This is a genomic window from Jeotgalibaca sp. PTS2502 (assembly GCF_001975685.1).
GTDB classification, from domain to species: domain Bacteria; phylum Bacillota; class Bacilli; order Lactobacillales; family Aerococcaceae; genus Jeotgalibaca; species Jeotgalibaca arthritidis.
Window position 1 is genome coordinate 128,805 of sequence record NZ_CP019433.1, and the last position, 22,825, is coordinate 151,629.

At 37.5% G+C, this 22,825-nt stretch carries 19 protein-coding genes, 2 pseudogenes and 2 other annotated features; of the genes and pseudogenes, 9 read left to right on the forward strand and 12 right to left on the reverse strand.

Annotation, left to right across the window (positions count from 1 at the left end):
- Position 1 precedes the first annotated feature (1 nt).
- From pepF to BW721_RS00625, 4 genes are all read left to right on the forward strand, one after another.
- Positions 2-1,819, forward strand: coding sequence for an oligoendopeptidase F (pepF, locus tag BW721_RS00610; RefSeq protein ID WP_076765197.1), 1,818 nt, complete (start codon positions 2-4; stop codon positions 1,817-1,819).
- Between the two features lie 142 nt (positions 1,820-1,961).
- Positions 1,962-2,187 (forward strand) — a binding site (T-box leader).
- Between the two features lie 65 nt (positions 2,188-2,252).
- Entirely contained in the window at positions 2,253-2,903 is a 651-nt protein-coding gene (locus BW721_RS00615; RefSeq protein WP_076765199.1) for an amino acid ABC transporter permease, read from the forward strand.
- Positions 2,896-3,618, forward strand: a complete 723-nt coding sequence (locus BW721_RS00620; protein WP_076765201.1) for an amino acid ABC transporter ATP-binding protein — start codon at positions 2,896-2,898, stop codon at positions 3,616-3,618. The genes BW721_RS00615 and BW721_RS00620 overlap by 8 nt, the downstream gene beginning before the upstream one ends.
- 23 nt (positions 3,619-3,641) lie before the next feature.
- Entirely contained in the window at positions 3,642-4,484 is an 843-nt protein-coding gene (locus BW721_RS00625; protein ID WP_076765202.1) for a transporter substrate-binding domain-containing protein, read from the forward strand.
- A gap of 31 nt (positions 4,485-4,515) precedes the next feature.
- Here BW721_RS00625 and BW721_RS00630 read toward each other — a convergent pair whose 3' ends face one another.
- From BW721_RS00630 to BW721_RS00640, 3 genes are read right to left on the reverse strand one after another with little or no spacing between them, the layout of a single operon-like run.
- Complete coding sequence (locus BW721_RS00630; protein ID WP_076765204.1) at positions 4,516-5,067, reverse strand: TIGR01440 family protein; 552 nt, start codon at positions 5,065-5,067, stop codon at positions 4,516-4,518.
- 54 nt (positions 5,068-5,121) lie between these two features.
- Positions 5,122-6,093 (reverse strand): permease prefix domain 1-containing protein, encoded by a 972-nt coding sequence (locus BW721_RS00635; RefSeq protein WP_076765205.1) that lies wholly within the window; start codon positions 6,091-6,093, stop codon positions 5,122-5,124.
- A 15-nt stretch (positions 6,094-6,108) separates the two neighbouring features.
- Positions 6,109-6,438 carry a PadR family transcriptional regulator gene (locus BW721_RS00640; protein ID WP_076765207.1) on the reverse strand — a complete coding sequence of 110 codons (330 nt, stop codon included), beginning with the start codon at positions 6,436-6,438 and terminating at the stop codon, positions 6,109-6,111.
- Between the two features lie 246 nt (positions 6,439-6,684).
- On the opposite strand from BW721_RS00640, the gene BW721_RS00645 reads away from it, so the two are divergent.
- Positions 6,685-8,067, forward strand: coding sequence for a uracil-xanthine permease family protein (locus tag BW721_RS00645; protein WP_083686734.1), 1,383 nt, complete (start codon positions 6,685-6,687; stop codon positions 8,065-8,067).
- Positions 8,068-8,165: 98 nt separating this feature from the next.
- Here the strand turns inward: BW721_RS00645 and BW721_RS00650 are convergent, their stop codons facing one another.
- Complete coding sequence (locus BW721_RS00650; protein WP_076765209.1) at positions 8,166-8,606, reverse strand: YaiI/YqxD family protein; 441 nt, start codon at positions 8,604-8,606, stop codon at positions 8,166-8,168.
- A 161-nt stretch (positions 8,607-8,767) separates the two neighbouring features.
- On the opposite strand from BW721_RS00650, the gene BW721_RS00655 reads away from it, so the two are divergent.
- On the forward strand, positions 8,768-9,934 hold the full coding sequence (locus BW721_RS00655) for a hydroxymethylglutaryl-CoA synthase (protein ID WP_076765211.1): 1,167 nt from the start codon (positions 8,768-8,770) through the stop codon (positions 9,932-9,934).
- A gap of 49 nt (positions 9,935-9,983) precedes the next feature.
- Here BW721_RS00655 and BW721_RS00660 read toward each other — a convergent pair whose 3' ends face one another.
- From BW721_RS00660 to BW721_RS00680, 5 genes and pseudogenes are all read right to left on the reverse strand, one after another.
- Positions 9,984-10,538 carry a DUF3267 domain-containing protein gene (locus BW721_RS00660; protein WP_076765212.1) on the reverse strand — a complete coding sequence of 185 codons (555 nt, stop codon included), beginning with the start codon at positions 10,536-10,538 and terminating at the stop codon, positions 9,984-9,986.
- A gap of 11 nt (positions 10,539-10,549) precedes the next feature.
- Entirely contained in the window at positions 10,550-11,854 is a 1,305-nt protein-coding gene (locus tag BW721_RS00665; protein ID WP_076765214.1) for a hydroxymethylglutaryl-CoA reductase, degradative, read from the reverse strand.
- Positions 11,855-11,938: 84 nt separating this feature from the next.
- Positions 11,939-13,002: pseudogene (locus tag BW721_RS00670) on the reverse strand (cation:dicarboxylate symporter family transporter).
- A gap of 147 nt (positions 13,003-13,149) precedes the next feature.
- On the reverse strand, positions 13,150-14,640 hold the full coding sequence (thrC, locus tag BW721_RS00675; RefSeq protein WP_076765216.1) for a threonine synthase: 1,491 nt from the start codon (positions 14,638-14,640) through the stop codon (positions 13,150-13,152).
- Between the two features lie 119 nt (positions 14,641-14,759).
- On the reverse strand, positions 14,760-15,371 hold the full coding sequence (locus tag BW721_RS00680; RefSeq protein ID WP_076765218.1) for a 50S ribosomal protein L25: 612 nt from the start codon (positions 15,369-15,371) through the stop codon (positions 14,760-14,762).
- A 215-nt stretch (positions 15,372-15,586) separates the two neighbouring features.
- On the opposite strand from BW721_RS00680, the gene BW721_RS00685 reads away from it, so the two are divergent.
- Positions 15,587-16,501, forward strand: coding sequence for an EamA family transporter (locus BW721_RS00685; RefSeq protein WP_076765220.1), 915 nt, complete (start codon positions 15,587-15,589; stop codon positions 16,499-16,501).
- Between the two features lie 247 nt (positions 16,502-16,748).
- Here BW721_RS00685 and BW721_RS00690 read toward each other — a convergent pair whose 3' ends face one another.
- The 3 genes and pseudogenes from BW721_RS00690 to BW721_RS12285 form a co-directional block, all read right to left on the reverse strand.
- Complete coding sequence (locus BW721_RS00690) at positions 16,749-17,699, reverse strand: aromatic acid exporter family protein (RefSeq protein WP_076765222.1); 951 nt, start codon at positions 17,697-17,699, stop codon at positions 16,749-16,751.
- A 24-nt stretch (positions 17,700-17,723) separates the two neighbouring features.
- Complete coding sequence (locus tag BW721_RS12280; protein ID WP_442905237.1) at positions 17,724-18,620, reverse strand: ABC transporter ATP-binding protein; 897 nt, start codon at positions 18,618-18,620, stop codon at positions 17,724-17,726.
- Positions 18,621-18,680: 60 nt separating this feature from the next.
- Positions 18,681-19,448, reverse strand: a pseudogene (locus BW721_RS12285) (ABC transporter ATP-binding protein); the annotation flags it as partial.
- Between the two features lie 154 nt (positions 19,449-19,602).
- Positions 19,603-19,856, forward strand: a binding site (T-box leader).
- A gap of 60 nt (positions 19,857-19,916) precedes the next feature.
- On the opposite strand from BW721_RS12285, the gene BW721_RS00700 reads away from it, so the two are divergent.
- Positions 19,917-21,359, forward strand: a complete 1,443-nt coding sequence (locus BW721_RS00700) for an ABC transporter permease (RefSeq protein ID WP_076765226.1) — start codon at positions 19,917-19,919, stop codon at positions 21,357-21,359.
- A 12-nt stretch (positions 21,360-21,371) separates the two neighbouring features.
- The gene (locus tag BW721_RS00705; protein WP_076765228.1) at positions 21,372-22,823 is read left to right on the forward strand and encodes an ABC transporter permease; all 1,452 of its coding nucleotides are present in this window, start codon (positions 21,372-21,374) and stop codon (positions 22,821-22,823) included.
- Positions 22,824-22,825 lie beyond the last annotated feature (2 nt).

The following is a 22,825-nucleotide window of genomic DNA, read 5'->3' on the forward strand; positions in this document are numbered from 1 at the left end:
TATGCAAACACAAGAAATGAAAAGTCGTGACCAAGTAGAAGAAGCCTTAACATGGGACTTAACGGCGTTATTTGAAACCAAAGAAGCCTTTGAAGAAGCTGTTGTGAACTTAAAAGAAATGGTTGCGCAATTTGAAACAAATTATGCAGGAAAATTATCAGATAAAGAAACCTTATTAGCAGCTTTAAATGATTATGGTGCTATTTTAGAATTACATTCTTTAGCTAATCAATATGCCTTTTTACCAGAAACAACTGATTTAACAAACCCTGAAAATACACAATTATCCCGTAAAATGGGGATGACATCTGCTGAATTGTCAGCAAAACTATCATTCTTCCAATCTGAATTGTCTAAAATTTCGGATGATCAGCTAGATGCGGTTGCTGAAGAAAAACCGGAATATGCATCATTTATTCGTCTAACTAAAGCAAACAAACACATTCAACTTGATCCAGCGGTTGAAAAAGCCTTAGCACAATTATCACCAACACTACATGCTCCTGCTGATATATATGAGCAAGCACGTTTAGCAGACATGGACTTTGGTACATTTGAAGTTAATGGTGAGACGTATCCATTGAGCTTTGTTCTTTATGAAGATTACTATATGTATCATACTGATACGGCGATTAGACGTGCTGCCTTTGATAAATTTTCAGCCGTTCTTAAGCAATATGAAAATGTAGTGGCAGCAGCTTACTATACTAAGCTGCAAACAGAAAAAACACTTGCGACTATGCGTGGTTTTGACTCTGTTTTTGATTATTTATTGTATGACCAAGAAGTGGACCGCGACCTTTATAATCGCCAAATCGATACGATTATGTCTGATTTAGCGCCTGTTATGCAAAAATACATCACACATTTAAAGGATGTTCAAGGATTAGATAAAGTCACTTATGCCGATTTAAAAATTGACTTAGACCCAGATTATTCACCAGAAGTAACGGTTGAAGAATCGAAAAAAATGGTTGAAGAAGCTATTTCTGTATTAGGGAAAGATTACACCGACATGATTATGAAATCTTATCCAGAGCGCTGGATGGACTTTGCTCAAAACAAAGGGAAATCAACAGGTGGATTCTGTAGCACGTCACTAGGTGAAAAAGCCCATCCTTATATTTTAATGTCTTGGACTAACCATTTAAGTAATGTTTATACATTGATTCATGAGTTAGGCCATGCAGGACAAGGGATTCTTTCAAATAAACATAACTCACTTTTAGATGAAGGTCCTTCATTGTATTTAATCGAAGCACCGTCAACCTTTAATGAATTATTACTAACCGCTTCTTTAACAGCAAAAACAGATGATCCACGCATGGAGCGCTTTGCTTTAACGAAGATGCTGACGGATACTTACTTCCATAACTTCGTGACTCACTTGTTGGAAGCTGCTTATCAACGTGAAGTGTACCAACTCATTGATGATGGTATGAGTTTCGACGCTCAAAAATTAAGTGAGATTAAACGTAACGTTCTTGAAGCCTTCTGGGGAGATGCTGTAGAAATCAATGAAGGGGCAGAATTAACCTGGATGCGTCAGATTCACTACTACATGGGCTTGTATTCTTACACTTACTCTGCTGGTTTAACCATTGCCACACAAGCTTTCTTGAAAGTGAGAGAAGAAGGGCAAGCAGCAGTAGATCGCTGGTTAGACTTCCTAACAACTGGTGGTCGCTATATTCCAGTAGAGGCAGCTAAAGTGGCTGGTGTAGATATTACAACGGACCAACCATTAAAAGATACCATTCAATATTTGGATGATGCTGTGGAGCGAATGATGGTTTTAACCGCAGAACTAGAAAAATAAGAGTTGACAGATAGGGATAAATCACTTATTATAAGTCATTAATAAGTGCCTTATGAAAAATGAATGAGAGAAATATGAGAAAGACTATTGACATTTCTTATCCCATTCAATAAAATACAGTCAGATTAAAAAACTAAATATAAAATAATCAATCATAAAGAGAGTAGATAAGAATCACTTCTCAAAGCGAGATAGGGCAGAGTGTAAGCCTATCAGAAAAATCTTGTTGAACCGCACTTTATGGATGAAAAAGTGAAACTAGTAGCTTTTTCCGCAAATCATGCGTTACTAAAATGAGGTGGATGTGTCTTTGAACACGTCAACTAGAGTGGTACCGCGGAATCAATAAACTTTGACCCGTCTCTTGCATATTATAGAATATATGTAGGGGACGGTTTTTTTGTACCTACAATGAAAAAAAGGAGTTTTAATTATGTCGATCGATTTCTTTAGTGCGTATTTGCCGCTCTATTTTAAAGGAGCAGGTTATACCATTGCACTATCTTTTATCGCAATTTTTATGGGAGTTTTATTTGGGTCATTGCTAGCCGTCATGAAAATGTCGAAAAACCCACTTGCTCGTATACCAGCGCAAGCTTATATTCAAATTGTTCGAGGCACACCATTGCTCGTTCAACTCTTTATTATTTATTATGGCCTTTACGTGATTAATATCCAGCTGCCAGACTTTATGTCCGGTGTGATTACCATCGCCTTAAACTCAGCAGCCTACATCGCTGAAATTATCCGTGCGGGTATTCAAGCGGTAGATAAAGGCCAGATGGAAGCAGCACGCTCTATCGGAATGAATCAAAACCTAGCCATGCGTCAAATTATTTATCCGCAAGCCTTGAAAAATATCTTACCTGCTTTGGGGAACGAATTTGTTACGTTGATGAAAGAATCAGCAATCATTTCAGTCGTTGGTATGCGTGACTTGATGTTTAATGCGCAAGTAGTGGCGGGTGCAACTTATATGCCATTTATGCCTTACGTTATCGCTGCTGCATTCTATTTTGTCTTAACATCGATTGCAAGTAAGCTAGTTGAACTATTTGAAAGAAGGTTGAAACAAAGTGATTAAAACAAATAACTTAAAAAAATCATTTGGTGAGAAGGAAGTTCTAAAAGGTATCAATGAAGAAATTAAAGAAGGCGAAGTAGTCGTTGTCATTGGTCCTTCTGGTTCTGGTAAAAGTACCTTTCTTCGCTGCTTGAATCTTCTGGAAGAACCAACATCAGGAGAGGTACTCTTTGATAACCAAGTGATTAATCAAAAGGGTGTTAATATTGATGAAGTGAGAACAAAGATGGGAATGGTTTTTCAAAACTTCAATCTGTTCCCTCATTTGACTGTATTGCAAAATATTACCATTGGTCCACTTCAAATTAATAAAGTATCAAAAGAAGAAGCACATCAAATTGCAACAGACTTACTTCAAAGTATGGGACTTGCGGATAAAGCGGAAGCTTATCCTAACTCATTATCAGGTGGTCAAAAACAACGGATAGCTATTGCACGTGCCTTAGCTATGCAACCGAAAATGATGTTGTTTGATGAACCAACGTCAGCGCTTGATCCTGAAATGGTTGGCGAAGTATTACAAGTTATGAAGAATTTAGCAACGAATGGCATGACAATGGTTGTTGTGACACATGAAATGGGATTTGCTAGAGAAGTGGGAGATCGCATCTTGTTTATGGATGAGGGTTATATTGTTGAACAAGGTACGCCGCAACAACTATTTGATCAACCTCAAAACGAACGTACACAAAATTTCTTATCTAAAGTATTATAAAAAAGTATTAGGAGGAATGGAAGATGAAAAAGACTTGGCTAAAAGGTGTAATGGGATTAATGAGTATGGCAGCATTGGCTGCATGTGGTGCAAATGAAGGAGCATCTAGTGATTCTTCAGCAAACACATCGAAAGATAAACTAGCACAAATTCAAGATAAAGGTGAGTTAGTGATTGCAACAACAGCTGATTACCCACCATATGAATGGCATTTAGTAAAAAATGGGAAAGACGAAATCGTTGGTTTCGATATTGATATTGCCAATGAGATTGCAACTGAATTAGGTGTTGAGCTTATTATAAAAGATATGGACTTTGATGGATTGATTCCAGCTCTTTCAACAGGAAAAGTTGACCTTGTTATTGCAGGAATGAACCCAACTGCTGAACGTGCTGAAAGTGTTGATTTCACAGATATTTATGTGACAACGGAAGATGTTGTCTTAATTAGAAAAGAGGACGGTGAAAAGTACACATCTCCTGAATCATTAGATGACGCAAAATGGGCTACACAAAAATCAACAATCCAAGAAGATTTCTTGAAAGAAGCTTATGCAGATAACTATTTACAATCAGTTGGTAAATGGGGAACAGCAATCCTTTCATTAAATACGGGTAAAGTAGATGCCATCTTGATGGTTGAAACTGTAGCAAACCAATATGCAAAAGAAAATGACAACTTGATGGTTGCTAACCTTGATATTGCTAGTGAGGCAAATGAAGCAGCAATCGCAGTTCAAAAGGGTAATGAAGCGTTCTTAACAACGGTTAATGGCATTTTGAATGACCTACAAGAAGCTGGTAAAGTAGATGAATTAATCTTGAAAAATGTTCAATTGATGGAAGAAAACTCATCTGAAGAATAAAAAAATGTCGGGAAATTTCCCCGACATTTTTTTATTTAAGTTTTTCATCATAGTGAGCACGTTCACCACCAACTGACTTTGGTCTTGTCCTTGCAGCAGATAAAATAGCACTCCCAATTTTGTTTAATGTTAAGCGAACAGGAACAACAACTGGAATCATATGCATTCCTATAAAGGTTTGACCAATATCTAATCCAGCTTTTGCTTCAATAGCTTCTACTAATACGGGATCTTCCATGCCATTATAGGCAGCTGTTGCAAAACTACCACCTGCATGCAGGTGAGGAACAGCATTAACGACGGTATATCGTTCTTCCTTAGCAATTTTCCGATCAATCACTAAAGAACGGTTTAAGTGCTCACAGCATTGGGCAGCTAAAACAAGCTGATGTTGACGTAGTGCTTTTTGAGCTGTTTCAAAAATCAATTCGCCAACTTCCTTACTACCAGCCGTACCAATCTTTTCGCTAATGACCTCACTTGAAGAGCAACCAATGACAACAATGTCCCCATCTTCAAGTTTTGAAACAGCAATGAGTTCTCGAACGGCTTTATCAACTTCATTTCTAATTTCCTCTAACATTCTAAAACTCCTCTACAGTTATTTCTTTCATTATCCAATAAAAAGATGAATTTGTCATTTCTTCTCTCTTATATTTGTCCATGCCTCCACTATCGCTGCAAAAATAACAAACCCTATGCCAACAATAGGGAAAACTACCCAAGCAGTATCCCAGTTACCATGGAAGAATCCTTGGTAAAGAAAATAAAGGGTCGCTAACGGAAAGACAATGGATGAAACAGTTTCTTGGATTTGATTAGCGTTCACTCGAATAGGCGAATGCTCACCGATGCGGAGTAGTTTTTCATAGCTATCCTTTTGAATGCCAAAGAAGACAAATAAGAAAACACCAACAGCGATAAAACTCAGTAATAGTGAGACACCAATATATGATTCAGGTAAAAACACCAGGCTTAGTAACAAGACAACTGGTCCTAATATACATAAGGCTACACCGAAGGCGATAGCATAAGTAAAGCGTGTTTTAAAAAGGTTGTATTCTTTTTTTATTTCAAGATAGTATGGAGGATCCAATTCAAGTTCTTTCTTATCATAGCCAAAGTTAGACTCTTTCAAGCCAAATATGATAAACAGGGAAACGGCAATGGCGATAATCACTAATAAAACAATAACACCAAGTAAATCAAAAGCAGTTGATGAGAACAACCATTGTGTGAGAGACATAGTTAAAAACATCATTGTGACTGAAATGATACACATGAAAACACCTAATGCGATTGCGAATGCAAATTTTGTTCGATGAACTAAAAAAGCTTCAGCTTCTTGATTTGAAAGAGAAAGGATATTGGGATCAGAATCAAATGATTCACTCTCTTTTTCCAGATTGTATTCCTCAATAATTTCATCAATATTACCAAATTCAGATAATACTGTTCCGATTGCCTCGTTATCGCTAACACCAGCTTCTTTTAAAGCAAGGTATTTATCCTCCATATTAATGAGCATATCTGCTTTGAGCTGGTCCATTTCAGTTGTTCGAGGTAAGTTAATAAAAATCGATTCGATGTAGGCATAGATTGTTTCCATGATAATTCCTCCTTATTAGTCGTGGTGGCCGATGAATTGATCAATCAATTCTTTTGTTGCAGACCATTCCTTTATTTTTTCATCATAAATAGTTTTTCCTAGTGGCGTAATCGCATAGTACGTTCTTGGCTTTCCAAATGTCTCTGAAGAAGAGTAGGAACGAATAAGTTCTTTTTTTTCCAGACGAGAGAATGCAGAATAGAGCGTCGTTTCCTTCATAACATAATTACCTTGAGAAATATCTTTAATCGTACTGGAGATTTGATAACCATAGGAATCATTCTGGACGAGGATGGATAAAATTAATAGATCGTTAAAGCCTCTCATAATATCACTTGAAATCATTTTATCAACTCCTTTTTACTCCACCTGTCGTAGTAAATTTACTATAGCACGATTACTACGACAGGTAAAGTAAAATAACTTCTTAATTGATAAAACGCTTTAATGATAAAATTCTAATCTTATTAAGTTATTGTTCGTGTTTAATCTATTTACTTTTTGATAATAAGCTTTATAATAGGGTTAAATAAACGAAAGACTAAAATAAAACAAAAAAATTAAATTAATGTTCGTAATTAGGAGGAAGTTATGGAAAGCAATGTTGAAGAAATCCTAGGAAACATGCAAGAAACAGCTGTAGAAGTAGAGGCAACCGATAACGAGTTATTATACGGGGTAGAAGATAGTCCTGATCTGATTACAACTAGTGTGTTAGGTTTTCAAAATGTTATCACAGCTTTTGGTGGTTTAGTTGCAGTGCCATTAATTATTGCAGGTATGGCGGGCTTTGGTGTAGGGGATACTGCTTATCTTGTTAGTGCAGGGTTGTTAGTATCCGGTATTGTTTCAATTATTCAATCAAAAGGGATTGGGCCGAGAGCTTTCCGTGTCGGTGGAGGTTTACCGACTATTATGGGAACTGACTTTGCTTTCGTAGGACCTGCTGCATCTGTTATCGCAACAGGTGGTATCGCTGCTTACTTTGGTGGAACGATGATGGCAGCTGTACTTGAAATTGTTATGAGTTATTTTATCAAACCATTGATGAAATTCTTCCCACCTGTTGTAACAGGTTCAGTTATTTCTCTAATGGGGATGACATTGATGTCTGTTGCTATGGATTGGGCAGCTGGTGGAGTTGGTGCTGCTAACTATGGTGCGCCTTTAAATATTATGATTGCTGTTTTTGTTTTCATGATTATTGGAGTTGTTAATCATTACGGGGGCAATAAAATTGCGCCGCTATCTGTTTTAATTGGAGCGGTTGTTGGCTACATCGTATGTATTCCACTTGGTATGGTTGATTTCCAACAAGTTTCTGATGCAGCTTGGTTTGCTTTCCCACAATTATTCAAATATGGTATTACCTTTAAATTCGAATACGCACTACCATTTGTGACAGGTTACTTAGTTACTGTTATCGAAACAGTAGGCGTTATGCAAACACTTGGTCAAGTTACAAAAACAGAATTGAAAGATGAAGATATCGCTGCTGGTGTTCGTGCAGACGGTGTGGGATCATTTATTGGACCGATTTTTGGTTCAGGACCAGCTGCAACATTTAGTCAAAATGCTGGTTTGATTCCGATGACTCGCAATGCATCTCGTAAAGTTGCTATCGCAGCAGGTGTGATTATGATTTTAATGAGTTTATTCCCTAAATTTGCAACACTTGTTTCAATTATGCCAATGCCTGTATTAGGTGGAGCAGGACTATTGATGTTTGGTAACGTTGCTGCAGCTGGTATTCAATCATTATCTCGTGTTAAATTCAATAACCGTAACATGATCATTGTCGCTGCTTCTCTAGCAGTTGGACTAGGCGTTTCATTCCGACCAGAAGTAACTGCAGGCTTGCCAACATTCCTAAGTGGATTGTTCTCTTCAGGAATTTCAGCGGGAACGATCGTGGCGTTAGTTATGAATATTATTTTAAAAGAAAAAGAAGAAACAGTAACACAAACAGCTTAATATATAAAAGCCCTCACTAGACTATGTGTGATAGTCCAATGAGGGCATTTTTGATGGCTAGAGTGAATGGAAATTATATTTACCAGTTCTATTCACTTCTACTGATCTAAAAGGTCTTCTAAAATTGCGCGAAAGTGATTTCGGTCGTCTTGCGTGAATGCTTTTGGACCTTTTGTTCGTTTACCGCTTTTCCTCATTTGAGCATTGAGATAACGAGATTCCAATAGTTGATCAATATTTTGGCGCGTATAAAGAAAACCGTTATGGTGTAGAACAGTTAACTGCTTACCCAGTGCGAGAGAAGCGAGGCCGTAATCTTGAGTAACCAAAAGATCCCCTTTTTTGGCGAGCGCCATAATCCGATAGTCGGCAGCTTCACGGTCAGAATCAACATAAACAACTTCAACATGTTGCGGAATTTCCTTATTAGAAAAGTGAGCAAAGCTCGTCACTAAAATAACGGGCAAGCTACGCTTTTTTGTTTCTTCATAAATAATCGTTTTTACTGGAGAAGCATCTCCATCAATAATTACAGTCATAGTCTACCTCCTTATTTCTTTTATTTTACCAAAAATATGAGAAAAGCGTTGGAAATGATAAAATAAGCTTAAGTTTAAAAAGAAAAACTTGTGTTATTATTTAAAACAACATACTATAATTACGTGGAGTTTAATTAAATGTAGTAGTAAAGGAGATCGCTATGAGAATCGGAATAGATAAGATTGGTTTCTATACACCTCCCATGTACGTTGATATGAATGAATTGGCGGAGGCTCGAGGTGATGAACCAGCAAAATATACAATTGGTATTGGGCAAAGTCAAATGGCTGTTACGCCATTAAGCCAAGATATCGTCTCAATGGCGGCAAATGCTGCTTTCCAAATATTAGAGCAAGACGATTTAGATAAAATTGACTTAGTGATTGTAGGAACAGAGAGTGGCTTCGACGCATCGAAATCTGCTGCTGTATATGTTCATCAATTGCTAGGGATTCAGCCTCATGCACGTTCTATTGAAATGAAGCATGCTTGTTATGGTGCGACGGCAGGTATTCAAATGGCTAAAGGGCATATTTCCTTAAATCCTGATCGCAAAGCCTTGGTTATTGCAACTGACATTGCACGTTATGGACTAGCGACTGGTGGTGAAGTGACACAAGGAGCGGGAGCTGTAGCGATGATAGTTAGCGCTAATCCACGTATCATGAGCTTAGAAAATAATTCAGCATACTTATCAAAAGATATTATGGATTTTTGGCGACCAACTTATTCAGAATATGCTATGGTTGACGGCCAATATTCTAATGAACAATATATGTCGTTTTTCTTAGAAACATGGAATCTATATAAAGAAAAAACAACGATGAGTATTGAGGATATTAAGGCATTCTGTTTCCATTTACCTTATACGAAAATGGGGCTAAAAGCGCTCAGACAAATTTTAGCTGAAGCAGATGAAGATAAACAAACGGAGCTGCAAGAGCTGTTCCAACTGAGCACAACATTCAGCCGTAATGTCGGAAATATTTATACAGGGTCACTGTACCTTGGACTGTTATCGTTATTAGAACAAGATAGTCAATTAGCTGAAGGAGATCGTATTGGTTTGTTTAGTTACGGATCAGGTGCGGTTGGAGAATTCTTTACAGCTATTTTAGAAGAAGGCTACAAGTCGCAGCTGGCAATTGAAACACATAAAAGTCTGTTCGATAGCCGCCAACAGATTTATGTTGCGGATTACGAAACGATTTTCTCACAACAGCTCCCACAAGATGGTAGTGAAGTGGTCGTAGAAACCAAAGAAGATCCGTCAAAATTTTGTTTGGCGGGCATTAAAAATCATAAACGTTTCTATTTAGTTAAATAATAAAAAAATCAGTAGCGACCCACTTAATATGTGGTCGCTACTGATTTTTTTAAGCCTGATTTGATCGGTAAAAAGTTATGCCAACTTCTGTATCTTCTACATAAGCACCTTTTTCGGTCGTTAATAGCAATAGAATGAAGTAAAAATCCCCTACGCAAGAAGCCGCATGAAAGGCTGAGAAGAAAATAAAGGCTATACCTTGAAACCAGCCTAGTAGAAAGGCAATGAAAATGAGACTATTAATGATGACAAAAGGTGCCAAAATAATAATGGAAAATTGTCCTTTTGTATAGATTGATTGCGGACTTGTCGCATAAGCCATACCATTTTTAAAGCCAAATTTCACCTTTCCTTCAGGATTAAATAGTTTGAAGAAAAGACCATGGATGAGTTCATGAACAATCACAATCCCGAACATAATGAGAAAACCTTTAAAAGAAGTAGATAAATCAAAATGTTGTTCAAAGGCGCCATTACCTAAAATGAGAGTGGCGATAAAACCAAAGAAGAAAATAAACAGTATCGTTAGAATGACACTAGCTACATTTAGCCAAATAATGGTTTTTTTACTTTCTAAAAGATCAATTTCTTTAATAAGGATCATATCTCTTACTCCTATCTATTCTGTTTTAGATTATCTAAAATTTCTTTTGCTTGAGCTAAATTCATGTGTTTATGATTTTTTAATTCTGCTGCAACCCATTCAATATCATCAGCTGTGGCACCCGCACTAATGGCAAGCGAGCGAGCATGTAGTCCCATATGTCCTTTTTGAATACCTTCTGTGACGAGCGCGCGAATAGCTGAAAAGTTTTGAGCCAATCCAACTGAGACAATAATTGATTCAAGTTGTTCAGCATTAGGATAGTCAAGAAGATGGTGAGTCATCTTAGCACCAGGGTGGAAAGAAATAGAGCCACCAACTGTTCCAACTGGCATCGGTAAGGTTAATTCCCCAATTAAATCGCCATTATCAGCCGTCTTCCAGCTGGAAAGAGCACGGTATTGGCCAGATCTTGACGCATAAGCATGAACACCAGCCTCCATAGCGCGCCAGTCATTCCCGCTCGCTAAAACAACAGCGTCAACCCCGTTCATAATGCCTTTGTTATGCGTGACTGCACGATAAGGATCAACAGTTGCTAGTTGAGAAGCAAGAACAATTAAATCTCTTACTTCTTCACCACTTAGCTCGCCTTTAGCTAGAGCATCAGCAGGAACGCGACAGCTCGCTGTTGCCAAACATTCCGTCGCATAATTGGATAGAATTCCCATAAGAGCAGTCCCACCACTCAGTTCTTCCAGATAAGGCAAAATAGCCTCCATCATCGTATTGATCATATTAGCACCCATGGCTTCTAATGTTTCCACATGCAAATGAACGATTAAAAAGTGGGGCGTATTGTATTCAGGATCAGCTTGTATTTCACGGATACGGATGCTATCTGCGCCACCGCCACGTTTAACAATAGAAGGGTGAGCTTGGTTAGCTTTTTGAATGATGTCAATTTCATAATCATCAATGATTGCAATTGCTTTTTCTGGATCAGGAACGTTGGTTAAAATAGCCTGTCCAATCATCATACGTTCAGTGACTGCGGTTTGGAAGCCACCATGTTGTGCAAATAATTTGGCTGCGGAGCTCGCTGCAGCAATTACCGATGGTTCTTCCATTGCCATAGGAACGACATAATCCTGGTCATCAATTAAAAAGTTGAGAGCCAGTCCATATGGAAGTTGGTAAGTCGCTACTTGATTTTCAATCATACTATCAGCAACATCTTCAGAAAGAGCCAAATGATTGGCTAATAAGTCTTTTTCTTCCGTACCAACAAAACCTGCTTTTTCTAAGGCATCAATGCGTTCAGTTCGCTTTTTTTTATAAAATTTAGCTAATTCACTTATGTTTTTAGAGGTCATGACTAACTTCCTTTCTTTCAAACTATTATAACATGTTAAAGACACAAAAAAACCAGTCATCAAGACTGGCTCTCTTTGAAATTATTACATACCGTCGTTTTCAACAACCGCTTCTGGGTTATTTAAAACACTGTCATCAAATTGTTTAATGGTTCTGGATGAGACAACACCGGCTAACATAGAGTCGTTAACGTTAACCATTGTACGCATCATATCAACAACAGGTTCAACAGAGATAACAAGACCTGCAATCGCGATTGGTAAGTTTAAAGCGCCTAGTACGATTAAAGCCGCAAAAGTTGCGCCGCCACCAACACCAGCAACACCGAATGAACCGATTGTTACAATTGCAATTAAAGTTAGGATAAACCCAACGCTCGTTACATCAATACCAACAGTTGGCGCAATAATGGTTGCCAACATAGCAGGGTAAACACCCGCACAACCATTTTGACCAATTGAAACGCCGAAACTTGCTGCAAAGTTAGCTGAAGCTGAATCCACGCCTAGCGCTTCTGTTTGAGTTTTAATATTTAAAGGTAGCGCACCTGCACTTGAGAGTGCAGTAAAGGCAAAACTTAAAACAGGGAATGCCTTCTTGAAATAAGTTAGCGGGCTAACTTTTTGAGTAATTAGAATAATACTGTGAAGAATCAAGACAACGAATAGAGCAGCGTATGAAGCTAATACGAAGACACCTAAATTAAGAATGGCTTGTAGACTTGTTGTTGACGCTCAGCTAGTGATTAAATTCGAGCGGCTTCCGCAGCTCCTTCAACAAATTGCGCACCATCTAAATTGAAGATAATAACAGCAGCCCATCCGATAAAAGCAGCAACAGCTGTAGTAGCTAACAATGTTACTAATACAGAAATACTAATTTTACCTAAGTCCTTTGTTTGTTCAATCTTCGTAAAGGCTCCTACAACTGAAACAAAAATTAACGGCATGATTAACATTTGTAAGAATCTAACATAACCAGACCCCACAATACTCATCCAGTCAATCGCTACAGTCGTAACGTCGCTGTCTGCTTTAAATAAGAGTTGGATAATAATACCAAAAACAAGACCAATGGCCAGTGCAGTGAAGACACGTGTTGAAAATTTCACGTATTTCGCTGCCATGCGTTGTAATAAGAATAACAATCCAGTAAAAAATAGCTAAAATTGCAATAATAATGACAGTATCCATTGTTTTTACCTCCTAAAATAGTCGTTCTATAAGATAACTCTTTAGCAAGTATAAAGAAAAGTAGAATATTATTCTACTTTTCTGCCTGTATGTTCATAAAATTATTGAATACCTAATTTTTCTTTGACAATATCTTTCATTTCATTCACTTTTACCGAAGTATGGTGGCGAATGGGGTCATTAAGGGCTTCTTCAATGGCATTAGGGAAGGCAATGCCAGTTAAATCACGTAATTGCGATAAAGAATCTTCTAAAGACGTTTCTTTGAAATTGCTATTTGTCGCTTCTAAAACAGCCAATGGGAATTTATAAGGACTGGCAGTTGAAGCAATAACAGTTGTTGTCTGATCATTTGTTTTTGAACGATAGTCATTCGCCACATAAGCAGCAACAGCAGTATGGGGATCAAGAACATAGTTTGACTCTTCGAAAGTGTGCTTGATTTGGTCAGAGACCGCTTGTTCACTTGCAAATCCAGCATAGAATTCGACCGTTTTTTCAAGCATATCAGCTGTTACTTCATATAAGCCATCCTTCGATAATGAAGCCATATACGATGCTACTAATTGTGTGTCTTCACTCGCAAGGTGATAGAGCAGACGTTCTAAGTTACTTGATACTAAAATATCCATCGAAGGTGATGAAGTCAAGATAAAATCACGGTTACGATTATAGGTTCCTGTCTTGAAAAAGTCAGTTAGGACATTGTTTTCGTTTGATGCTACGACTAATTTATTAATCGGCAAGCCCATTTCTTTCGCATAATAAGCGGCTAGAATATTACCGAAGTTACCTGTTGGGACAACCACATTAATAGCATCACCAGCTTGAATACTCAGTTGATCAACTAATTGGCCGTACGCATAAACATAATAGATAATTTGTGGAATGAGACGGCCAATATTAATCGAGTTAGCAGATGAAAAGCGAAGCTTGTTAGCGTGTAAGTCAGATGCTAAGTCTTTATCAGCAAATAGTTCTTTTACCTTTGTTTGGGCATCGTCAAAGTTCCCTTCGATGGAAACGACATGAACGTTATCACCTTTTTGTGTCAGCATTTGCTTCTCTTGAATATCACTAACACCATCTTTTGGATAAAAGACAATGATATGCGTATTCGGGACGTCTGCGAAACCAACAAGAGCAGCTTTACCAGTATCGCCACTAGTCGCTGTTAAAATGACAATATCTTCTTGGCTGTTATTCTTCTTAGCCGAAATAGTCATTAATTTTGGCAGAATAGAGAGCGCCATATCTTTAAAGGCAATTGTAGGGCCATGAAAGAGTTCTAGATAATGATCGTGACCAGCTTCTACAAGTGGTGTGATAAGGGTAGTGTCAAATTTTTCCTGATTATAAACTTGGATACTTTCGTTAACTTCATCATCTGTAAAGTCAGTTAAAAAAGCTTTTAAAACATGAAAAGCAATCTCTTGATAAGATTTTTTTGCTAAATCTTCTAATGCCAGTGTTAGTTGTGGAATAGCAGATGGGACAAATAAACCACCGTCTGGTGCAATACCTGCTAGAATAGCTTCTGAAGCTGTATAAGATAATTGGTTGTTACGTGTACTGTGATAAGTGATAGTCATATAATTACTCCTTTAAATGAGGATTTTCTAATGAAAGTATGCCACACTCTAAGATAAAACTCAATTACCTTTTGTAATTATATAGAAAAGACCGAGACAAAAGTCTCGGTCTGAGGTCATTATTCTTCAGCGTCCGCATTTTCACCAATGACTTCTGGCTCAGCAACTTCTGCGTCTGTATCGCTTTCTTCTTCTAGTTGAGGCGCGGCAACAACGAATACTGTTGTTTCAGCATCCGACAAGACCGTCACATTTTCAGGGACTTTCAAATCAGCAACCGTTAATGAATCACCAATTTCAAGACTAGCAACGTCAACTTCAATTTCACTTGGAATATGAGTTGGTTCTGTTTCAATTTCTAGTTCATTTAACGGTTGAGTCAAGATACCGGCTTTAATTTCTTCAGCACCCGTTGCATTAATCGTAACAGTAACGGTAACCTTTTGTCCTTTTGTAATGGCTTGTAATTCAACGTTGTAATATTCTGGTTTTAAAGCAGAGCGGTCAACGTTTTTAATAATAACTTGTGTTTCTTCACCATCGATGACGATATTGAAAACCGCATTTCGTCCTTCTGAACGCAACAGTTCTTCAAATTGCTTGGCATCGACTAATACCGGAGTTGCATCGAATTCTTTTCCAAAAACAACTGCTGGAATTTTATTATCTACTCGTGCTTGTTTTGAAGCTGAAGTACCTAATCTTTCTCTTTTTTGAGCTGTTAATTTCATAAAATCTTTCCCTCCATTTTTGCGCTCGGTTAATTAACATAAAAAATATATTAATTAAATGCGCATAATATATAACTATTATAGCATTGAATAAAAGAAAAAGCTAATGATAGCCTTTTTCATAACAAACAGATATGAAAAAAGTGATGTCTATTTATACTTAAATCTAGTATACTTTTTGAGTATGAAAAAAGTATGAAGGAGTTGATAAGAAAATGTGGTGGTTTATCCCTGCAATCATTGCAACAGTATCTTGGGGTACAGCAGATTTATTTTACAAGAAAGGGTCTGTCCCAGACGATAAATATAGTTATTTAAAGACCGTTATTATGGTTGGATTTATTATGGGAATCCATGCTGTATATGTCATGGTAGTCCAAGGCGTTTCTTATGATCCGTCTTATATGCTTAAGTACTTACCGGTATCATTCTTTTATATTACATCTATGGCAGTTGGTTATGCTGGATTAAGATTTTTAGAGTTATCTATTTCAGCACCTGTTCAAAATTCATCAGGTGCCATTGCAGGCTTACTGACGTTTATCTTTTTAGGACAATCTGTGACAGGACTTCAATTTGGTGCCATTGCACTGATTACCGCTGGCGTTGTCTTACTAGGCGTATTTGAACATCGTCTGGCAGAAAAAGAACGTTTGGAAAACAAAGAAGTGATCGATCGCAAGTATAAATACGGCGCAATAGCCTTACTGTTTCCATTGTTTTATGCGATTCTTGATTCAATTGGAACGTTTGCGGATGCATGGTTCTTTGATGCTTACGCTAATCTAGATGAAGCAACGCTTGAAATGCAAGCTAATCTATCGTATGAATTTACGTGGTTCTTAGTAGCGATTGTAGCTTTTATCTATGTGGTTATTATCAAAAAACAACCGTTTAAATTAAAGGACCAAAAAGATCGTGGCGCTGCAGCTATTTTTGAAACGATTGGTCAATTCTTCTATGTTTATGCGATTAGTTCCAATGCTGTCATTGTCGCACCAATGATTTCTGCCTATGCAGTTGTATCGATTATCCTTTCTCGTATTTTCTTAAAAGAAAAACTGACAAAAGGGCAATACATGGCGATTGTGGGAATTATTATAGGAATTATTATTTTAAGTATTGAGTAAAACAAAAAGTGGTTCGGGAAAATTCCCGAACCACTTTTTTTATAGACTAGGGGATTATAAGTTCAGCCATCAATGTCTAGCTCCCAAGTCCTGACCTAGTGAAAAAAAGATAAATTTGCCCCATTGCGCGCTTCGCTGCTCGCTAACGCATATCATTCGACTAACCCGCTGAAGCGTGAAGTCTCCTGACAATTCAGGGTCAAATTTCCTATTTTTTCATAGGCCAAGGCGGACTTGTCCGCTTTTCTTATTTTTGATGACGTTCATAAAAGTCTTTTTTGGTTTGAATAAAGCGACTGAAATCGTTCAACAATTGAAAAAGAATCGCTCTATTTTCAAATTCAGGTCGGCTTTGAGGTAATTGACTCTCTCTAAACTGATTCAGTAAAAGGTCAATGTCTTGTAACAAATAGTCACCTGAATTAGACTCATGCAATTGATTGGCAGTAAGGTAAAAAAGACCGGATAGAATTTTATTTTCTTTCATTGGAATAACACAAATCGCTAGATTTTTCTCCATATAAGTTAAAATGGTTGCTTGGCTTTTACGCATTTCAATATAGCGAATATCATATTCTGATTGATTTAAAATTCTGTTTTCAGATTCTATTAAAACCAAACGCTCAGCATCAGACAAAAGTTGGTTAAGTTGATGGAGTGAGTCTCGATTGAAAGGACTACCATCCTTTAAGGCAATAGAAAAGGATAATAAAACCTCCTTCATACAAGTATCAGCTGCTTCCTTCAACTCAACGATATGATTTGTTTTGGAAGGCATATAAGAATTGATGATTAGTGCAATTCCAGCTCCAACAATCATTAAAAGTAATTCATTGGTCAGCCATTCTAGCGATGTACTTTGTTCGATTAACAAATGAGTAACCAATACAGAACATGGTGCGATACCAGAATCAACCTTTAGTAAATAAGCAGATGGTACATAAAGTAATAGATACAAGGCAAAGACATAGACATTAAATCCTAATATAGAAAAAAGAACGGCTGCAATACTCAAGGCTAGAATAGTTGATACTAACCGCTGACCAGCAGTGAGAAGGGATGTCTTTTTTGTGTCCAAGACGCTTAAAATAGCAATGATACCAGCTGCAACAGCATAGTCTAGCCCCAACCAGCCAGCGACTATAATAGCAATAAAAGCTGAACTGGCGATTTTTACTGTTCGTAGACCCAGTGACATGGGACAACCTCCAATTAAATTATTTTAGCAGTATACCCAGTGATGAGGAGATACCTCTTTGAATTCTTGTCCCTCATAGTTGGTCAGCTCTAGCTGTGCCTGTCTGACACTTGGACGGTTTGCTTCAAATGTTGGATCAGGAACAGGAATAGCTGATAATAGTTTTTTAGTATAAGGGTGAATCGGATTGGCGAACAGTTCTTCAGCATCCGCTAATTCAACGATTTTTCCTTTATACATAACTGCAATTCGATCAGAAATCTTTTTAACCATTGCTAAGTCATGGGCAATGAATAAGTAGGTTAAGCCGAGCTTTTCTTGAAGATTTTCTAGTAGATCTACAATTTGTGCTTGGATAGAAGCATCTAAAGCTGATAGTGGTTCATCCAAAACAATAAATTCTGGATTAACCGCTAAGGCTCGCGCAATACCAATTCGTTGACGTTGTCCACCTGAAAACTCATGAGGAAAGCGTTGGGCGTAAGAGGCCTCTAAGCCAACTAATTCTAATAGTTCAGTGACACGTTCGTTGCGTTCCTTTTTGTTTTTAGCTAATCCGTGAATGTCGAGCGATTCACCAATAATATCTTGAATTTTCATTCTTGGATTAAGTGAAGCATAGGGGTCTTGGAAAATCATTTGCATATGTTTACGCATTGCTTTCAATTCCGCATTGTTCAAGCTATTAATATCAAATCCTTCAAATAATGTTTCACCACTGTCTGCTTGGTGGAGTCGTAAAATAGTCCGCCCAGTTGTTGATTTTCCAGAACCTGATTCTCCAACTAGTCCTAGTGTTTCACCGCGGTAAATAGAGAAACTTAATTGGTCAACGGCTTTGACTGAATGATGACGTCCATAAGCGAATTCTTTTTGCAATTGAGAAACATTTAGAATAACGTCACGCTTTCCGCTATGAATCTCTTCTAGTTTTTTTAAGGATTTTACGGATTTTGTCTCATTTAATTTAGGTAAAGCAGCCAGTAGCATCTTAGTATAGTCATCAACTGGATTTTGGAAAACAGATAAGGTGTCTCCTTGTTCAACGATGTGGCCGTTTTTCATAACAACCACTTTGTCACACATATTAGCGACAACACCAAAATCATGCGTAATTAAAATAATTGCCGTACCAAATTTTTTCTGGATATCTTTTAACAGATCTAGAATTTGGGCTTGGATGGTCACATCAAGGGCTGTTGTTGGCTCATCCGCAATAATTAGAGATGGGTTACATGCTAAAGCCATAGCGATCATCATGCGTTGACGCATTCCACCAGAAAATTCATGGGCATACTGTTTATAACGGTAATCCACATCCGTAATCCCAACATGGGTCATCATTTCTTTGGCTTTCTTTTCGGCTTCCTTCTCAGAAACTTTTTCGTGGTAACGAATGGTTTCGCTAATCTGTTTGCCAAGAGTCATGGTCGGGTTGAGTGATGTCATGGGGTCTTGGAAAATCATACTAATGTCTTTTCCTCGCACAGACCGCATGTCTTTTTCAGATTTTTCTAACAGGTTTTCACCTAAATAAAGAATACGTGATTCAGGGTGAACATGGGCATTAGGAGATAATAACTGCATGATGGAACGTGCAGTTACACTTTTACCACTGCCAGATTCACCTACTAAGCCAATGGTTTCACCTTTTCCAACAGTAAATGATACGTCAGAAACAACTTTCTGCACATCAGAGCCTACAGAGAATGACACTGATAAATTTTGAATTGATAGTAAAGCAGTCATATTGACATCCTTCCTCGAGAAAATAGTGTTAATCAAAAAATAGCACGCTTTCTCTGAAAAAGAAAGGAAACTTTTCTTCTGAAAAAAAGTAAGCGATTGTTCTTGACGGAAGAAAGGCGCTCTGCTATATTAAGAATCAGCTAAACATTCGAAATAAAAGACTATGAAAAGAAGAGTACAGACTAGATTATGAGTAAAGCGAGTCCCGTTTGGTGTGAGGGGATCTGATAAAAGGTTTGGAAGTGCATCTTGGAGTCGTATGGGTGACGTTATAATCAGCCCATAACGGGATTGCCCGTTACAGCAAGCCATTATAGAAGAAATTCCGTATTGGACTGAGCAACAGCTTGCTTTTTTGCGTGCTGTTACTTAAGGTGGAACCGTAAAATTAACTATTTTACCCTTAAGTAGACTGTTTTTTGAACAGTTTATTTAGGGGTATTTTTTTTTGAAAGAGGAGGAGAGTAGTTGGAGGCAGTAGGAAAAAGTAAATGGCTGGATAACCTCCAGTATCTTTACACAAGAGCTTACCAAAAACAGTCGTGGAAAATCGCATTAGTCATCAGTGGTCTGTTCTTTCATCTAATTGTCTGGATAACATTCCTCTTGAGTAAAAAGACCAAGCATCACTTATCATCAGCTGATATTGATGAAGCCTTTGAATCAAGTGGACGGAAGCAAGACTTAAAAGAAAAGATTCAACAGCAAGAGTTAAAGAAGAACCGATACTTAAGCATTGAAAAAACGCCAATTCAAATTGAAAAAGATGTAGAAGGTCGTTTTCAATTAGAACTCAAGAATGAAAAAGAAAAGTGGAAAACAGCTTACTATGAGGATAAGCAAGTTGAGGAGTATAGTTATTTAAAAGCAACACTTGATGCGTTCGCTTATACACCACTCTTTATTTTATCCATTATCCTAGCATGGCCGATGTATCTCTTTTTAGGTATTGTATCAAAGCCAACGCTCTATTATTTAGCAGCTCGTTTGGTCATGATGCTCTTTGTTATTGTTGGAGTAACCGTTATTGTTTTTACACTTCTTTATTTTTCACCATCTGATCCCGCGACTAATATTTTAGGAAATCAAGCAACCCCTGATCAGATTGAAAACTTCAGAAATATGCATGGCTTAAATGATTCTTATTGGAGTCAATTAAGTCGAACGATAAAAGGTGTCTTCACTTTTGATTTAGGTAATGCCTACCAAGGTAATGAGCGTGTGGTGACGTCCTTACTCAGACGATTCCCTGTGACGCTTGAATTAACTCTCTTTGCCTTGTCACTATCAGTCATAGTCGCACTACCAGCAGGTGTTTATGCAGCCGTTAAAGCTAATTCAACCTTTGATCATTTATTTATGTTTATCGCTCTGATTGGTATTTCTATCCCAAGTTTTTGGCAAGGCTTAATTTTTATTTTGACATTTTCCATTAACTTAGGTTGGTTGCCAGCTACCTATAATGTCAATAATATGGCGTCATTGATTATGCCGGCAGTTGTTTTAGGAACAGGCTTAATGGCATCCGTTGCGCGTATGACTCGATCATCTACTTTAGAAGTGATTAATGAAGACTATATCTTAACAGCTAGAGCGAAAGGCTTGTCACGTAGCCGTATTATTTTACGTCATGCCGTTCCTAATGCCTTAATTCCGATTGTAACCGTCATTGGACTTCAATTTGGAGGCATGTTGGGTGGTTCATCGGTAACTGAAAAAGTATTTAATATTAATGGTGTTGGTAGCTATATAGTAGATAAGCAATTTATCCCAGATATACCGAGTGTGATGGGCGGGGTTATCTATATTGCTATCATCCTTTCCATCGTTAATATGTTTGTTGATATGCTCTATAGTTTCTTAGACCCTCGTATTCGCTCAAATATTCAAAATGGACAATATGGGAAGTAGGGGGGAGATAAAATGAGAAGTTATCGTGTATCACAGATTATAAATCAAATGCAATTTAATAACGGCTTGTCATGGGCTTTAGCTGTTGTCTTTCTACTATTATCTATAACAGCATTTCAACCTATTTTATTAGTGGCAGCTGCCGTCAATATTGTCGTTAGTAGTCTACATAGTTTATTAGTCTTTTTAATTAAACGAAATCGGATTAATTTAGAGCAGCCAAATCGATTGATCAGCCTTTCAGCTGTGCTCTTTATACTAGGATTAGCAGCTGGAAATATCTTTAGTTTCATATCAGGTTTGTTCTTAGTGAAAAAGGTAATAACGACAGCCTATATTTATAGTATTTATATGGTGTTGGTTGACCTTGTTATGATTGTGGTAAGTGGCTTAAATTTATTTAAACCCTTTGTTTCAAATACGTTTTTACCAACCCACTATGGATTGGTTGCCATCTTACTTTTCCACCTTTTTATTTTAATAAAGGGGGATCAATGGTATAGCTGGTCTAAACCATTGAAACATACCTTGCTTGTTCTACTAGGTCTAACAACTATAACTGGAAATGTATTAGCATTGTTTGTTGTTGTTTCGATGGTGCGTTTCGATCAAAACTTATCTGGAGAAAGACGTCAAACAAGTGTCCGAGAAAAGTTAACGCGTAACCATGCGGCTTTACTAGGCCTGTTCTTTATCACTTTCTTAGTTGCTATGGCAGTCACGAGCAATTGGACCTTTAGTCAAACCTTTGCTGTTCAAAATAACTACCAAAATATCTTGCAAAAACCATCATTAGCTTACCCGTTTGGAACAGATAATTATGGAAGAGACGTGTTCTCGCGGATTATTTTTGGCTCACAAATTTCACTTTCTGTCGGATTACTATCGACATTGCTACCATTTTTCTTAGGTGGTAGTCTAGGAGCTATTTCTGGTTTTTACGGTAATCGTACAGATAGCATCATCATGCGATTGTTAGATGTGCTTTATGCTATACCAGGAATGTTACTAGCGATTACGATTGTAGCAGCATTTGGTGCTTCAACGACCAACTTAATTATTGCACTAAGTTTAGGATCCATTCCATCTTATGCAAGAACAATGCGGGCAAACGTGATGCAAGTTGCTAATTACGAATATGTAGAGGCTGCTCGTTCACTGGGACAAAGCAATCTGTTTATTATCCGTAAACATATTATTCCAAATGCTATGGCGCCAATGATTATCCGTTCCACTCTAACAATCGGAACGGCGGTTATTTCAACAAGTAGTTTGAGTTATTTAGGACTAGGCGTTGAAGCTCATGTGCCAGAATGGGGGAATATCCTCAGAATTGGTAGTGAGTATTTAGAAACCAACCCTTACTTGGCTATCTATCCAGGCTTGGCGATTATTTTACTAGTATTATCATTCAACTTTTTAGGGGACGGTTTGCGAGATGCAACGGATCCTAAATTGAATTAAAA

Bases quoted from the DNA above. Each gene is read 5' to 3' on its own strand.
- pepF (WP_076765197.1), top strand. From the start codon at position 2: ATGCAAACACAAGAAATGAAAAGTCGTGACCAAGTAGAAGAAGCCTTA.
- BW721_RS00615 (WP_076765199.1), top strand. From the start codon at position 2,253: ATGTCGATCGATTTCTTTAGTGCGTATTTGCCGCTCTATTTTAAAGGA.
- BW721_RS00625 (WP_076765202.1), top strand. From the start codon at position 3,642: ATGAAAAAGACTTGGCTAAAAGGTGTAATGGGATTAATGAGTATGGCA.
- BW721_RS00630 (WP_076765204.1), bottom strand. From the start codon at position 5,067: ATGTTAGAGGAAATTAGAAATGAAGTTGATAAAGCCGTTCGAGAACTC.
- BW721_RS00635 (WP_076765205.1), bottom strand. From the start codon at position 6,093: ATGGAAACAATCTATGCCTACATCGAATCGATTTTTATTAACTTACCT.
- BW721_RS00640 (WP_076765207.1), bottom strand. From the start codon at position 6,438: ATGATTTCAAGTGATATTATGAGAGGCTTTAACGATCTATTAATTTTA.
- BW721_RS00645 (WP_083686734.1), top strand. From the start codon at position 6,685: ATGGAAAGCAATGTTGAAGAAATCCTAGGAAACATGCAAGAAACAGCT.
- BW721_RS00650 (WP_076765209.1), bottom strand. From the start codon at position 8,606: ATGACTGTAATTATTGATGGAGATGCTTCTCCAGTAAAAACGATTATT.
- BW721_RS00655 (WP_076765211.1), top strand. From the start codon at position 8,768: ATGAGAATCGGAATAGATAAGATTGGTTTCTATACACCTCCCATGTAC.
- BW721_RS00660 (WP_076765212.1), bottom strand. From the start codon at position 10,538: ATGATCCTTATTAAAGAAATTGATCTTTTAGAAAGTAAAAAAACCATT.
- BW721_RS00665 (WP_076765214.1), bottom strand. From the start codon at position 11,854: ATGACCTCTAAAAACATAAGTGAATTAGCTAAATTTTATAAAAAAAAG.
- thrC (WP_076765216.1), bottom strand. From the start codon at position 14,640: ATGACTATCACTTATCACAGTACACGTAACAACCAATTATCTTATACA.
- BW721_RS00680 (WP_076765218.1), bottom strand. From the start codon at position 15,371: ATGAAATTAACAGCTCAAAAAAGAGAAAGATTAGGTACTTCAGCTTCA.
- BW721_RS00685 (WP_076765220.1), top strand. From the start codon at position 15,587: ATGTGGTGGTTTATCCCTGCAATCATTGCAACAGTATCTTGGGGTACA.
- BW721_RS00690 (WP_076765222.1), bottom strand. From the start codon at position 17,699: ATGTCACTGGGTCTACGAACAGTAAAAATCGCCAGTTCAGCTTTTATT.
- BW721_RS00705 (WP_076765228.1), top strand. From the start codon at position 21,372: ATGAGAAGTTATCGTGTATCACAGATTATAAATCAAATGCAATTTAAT.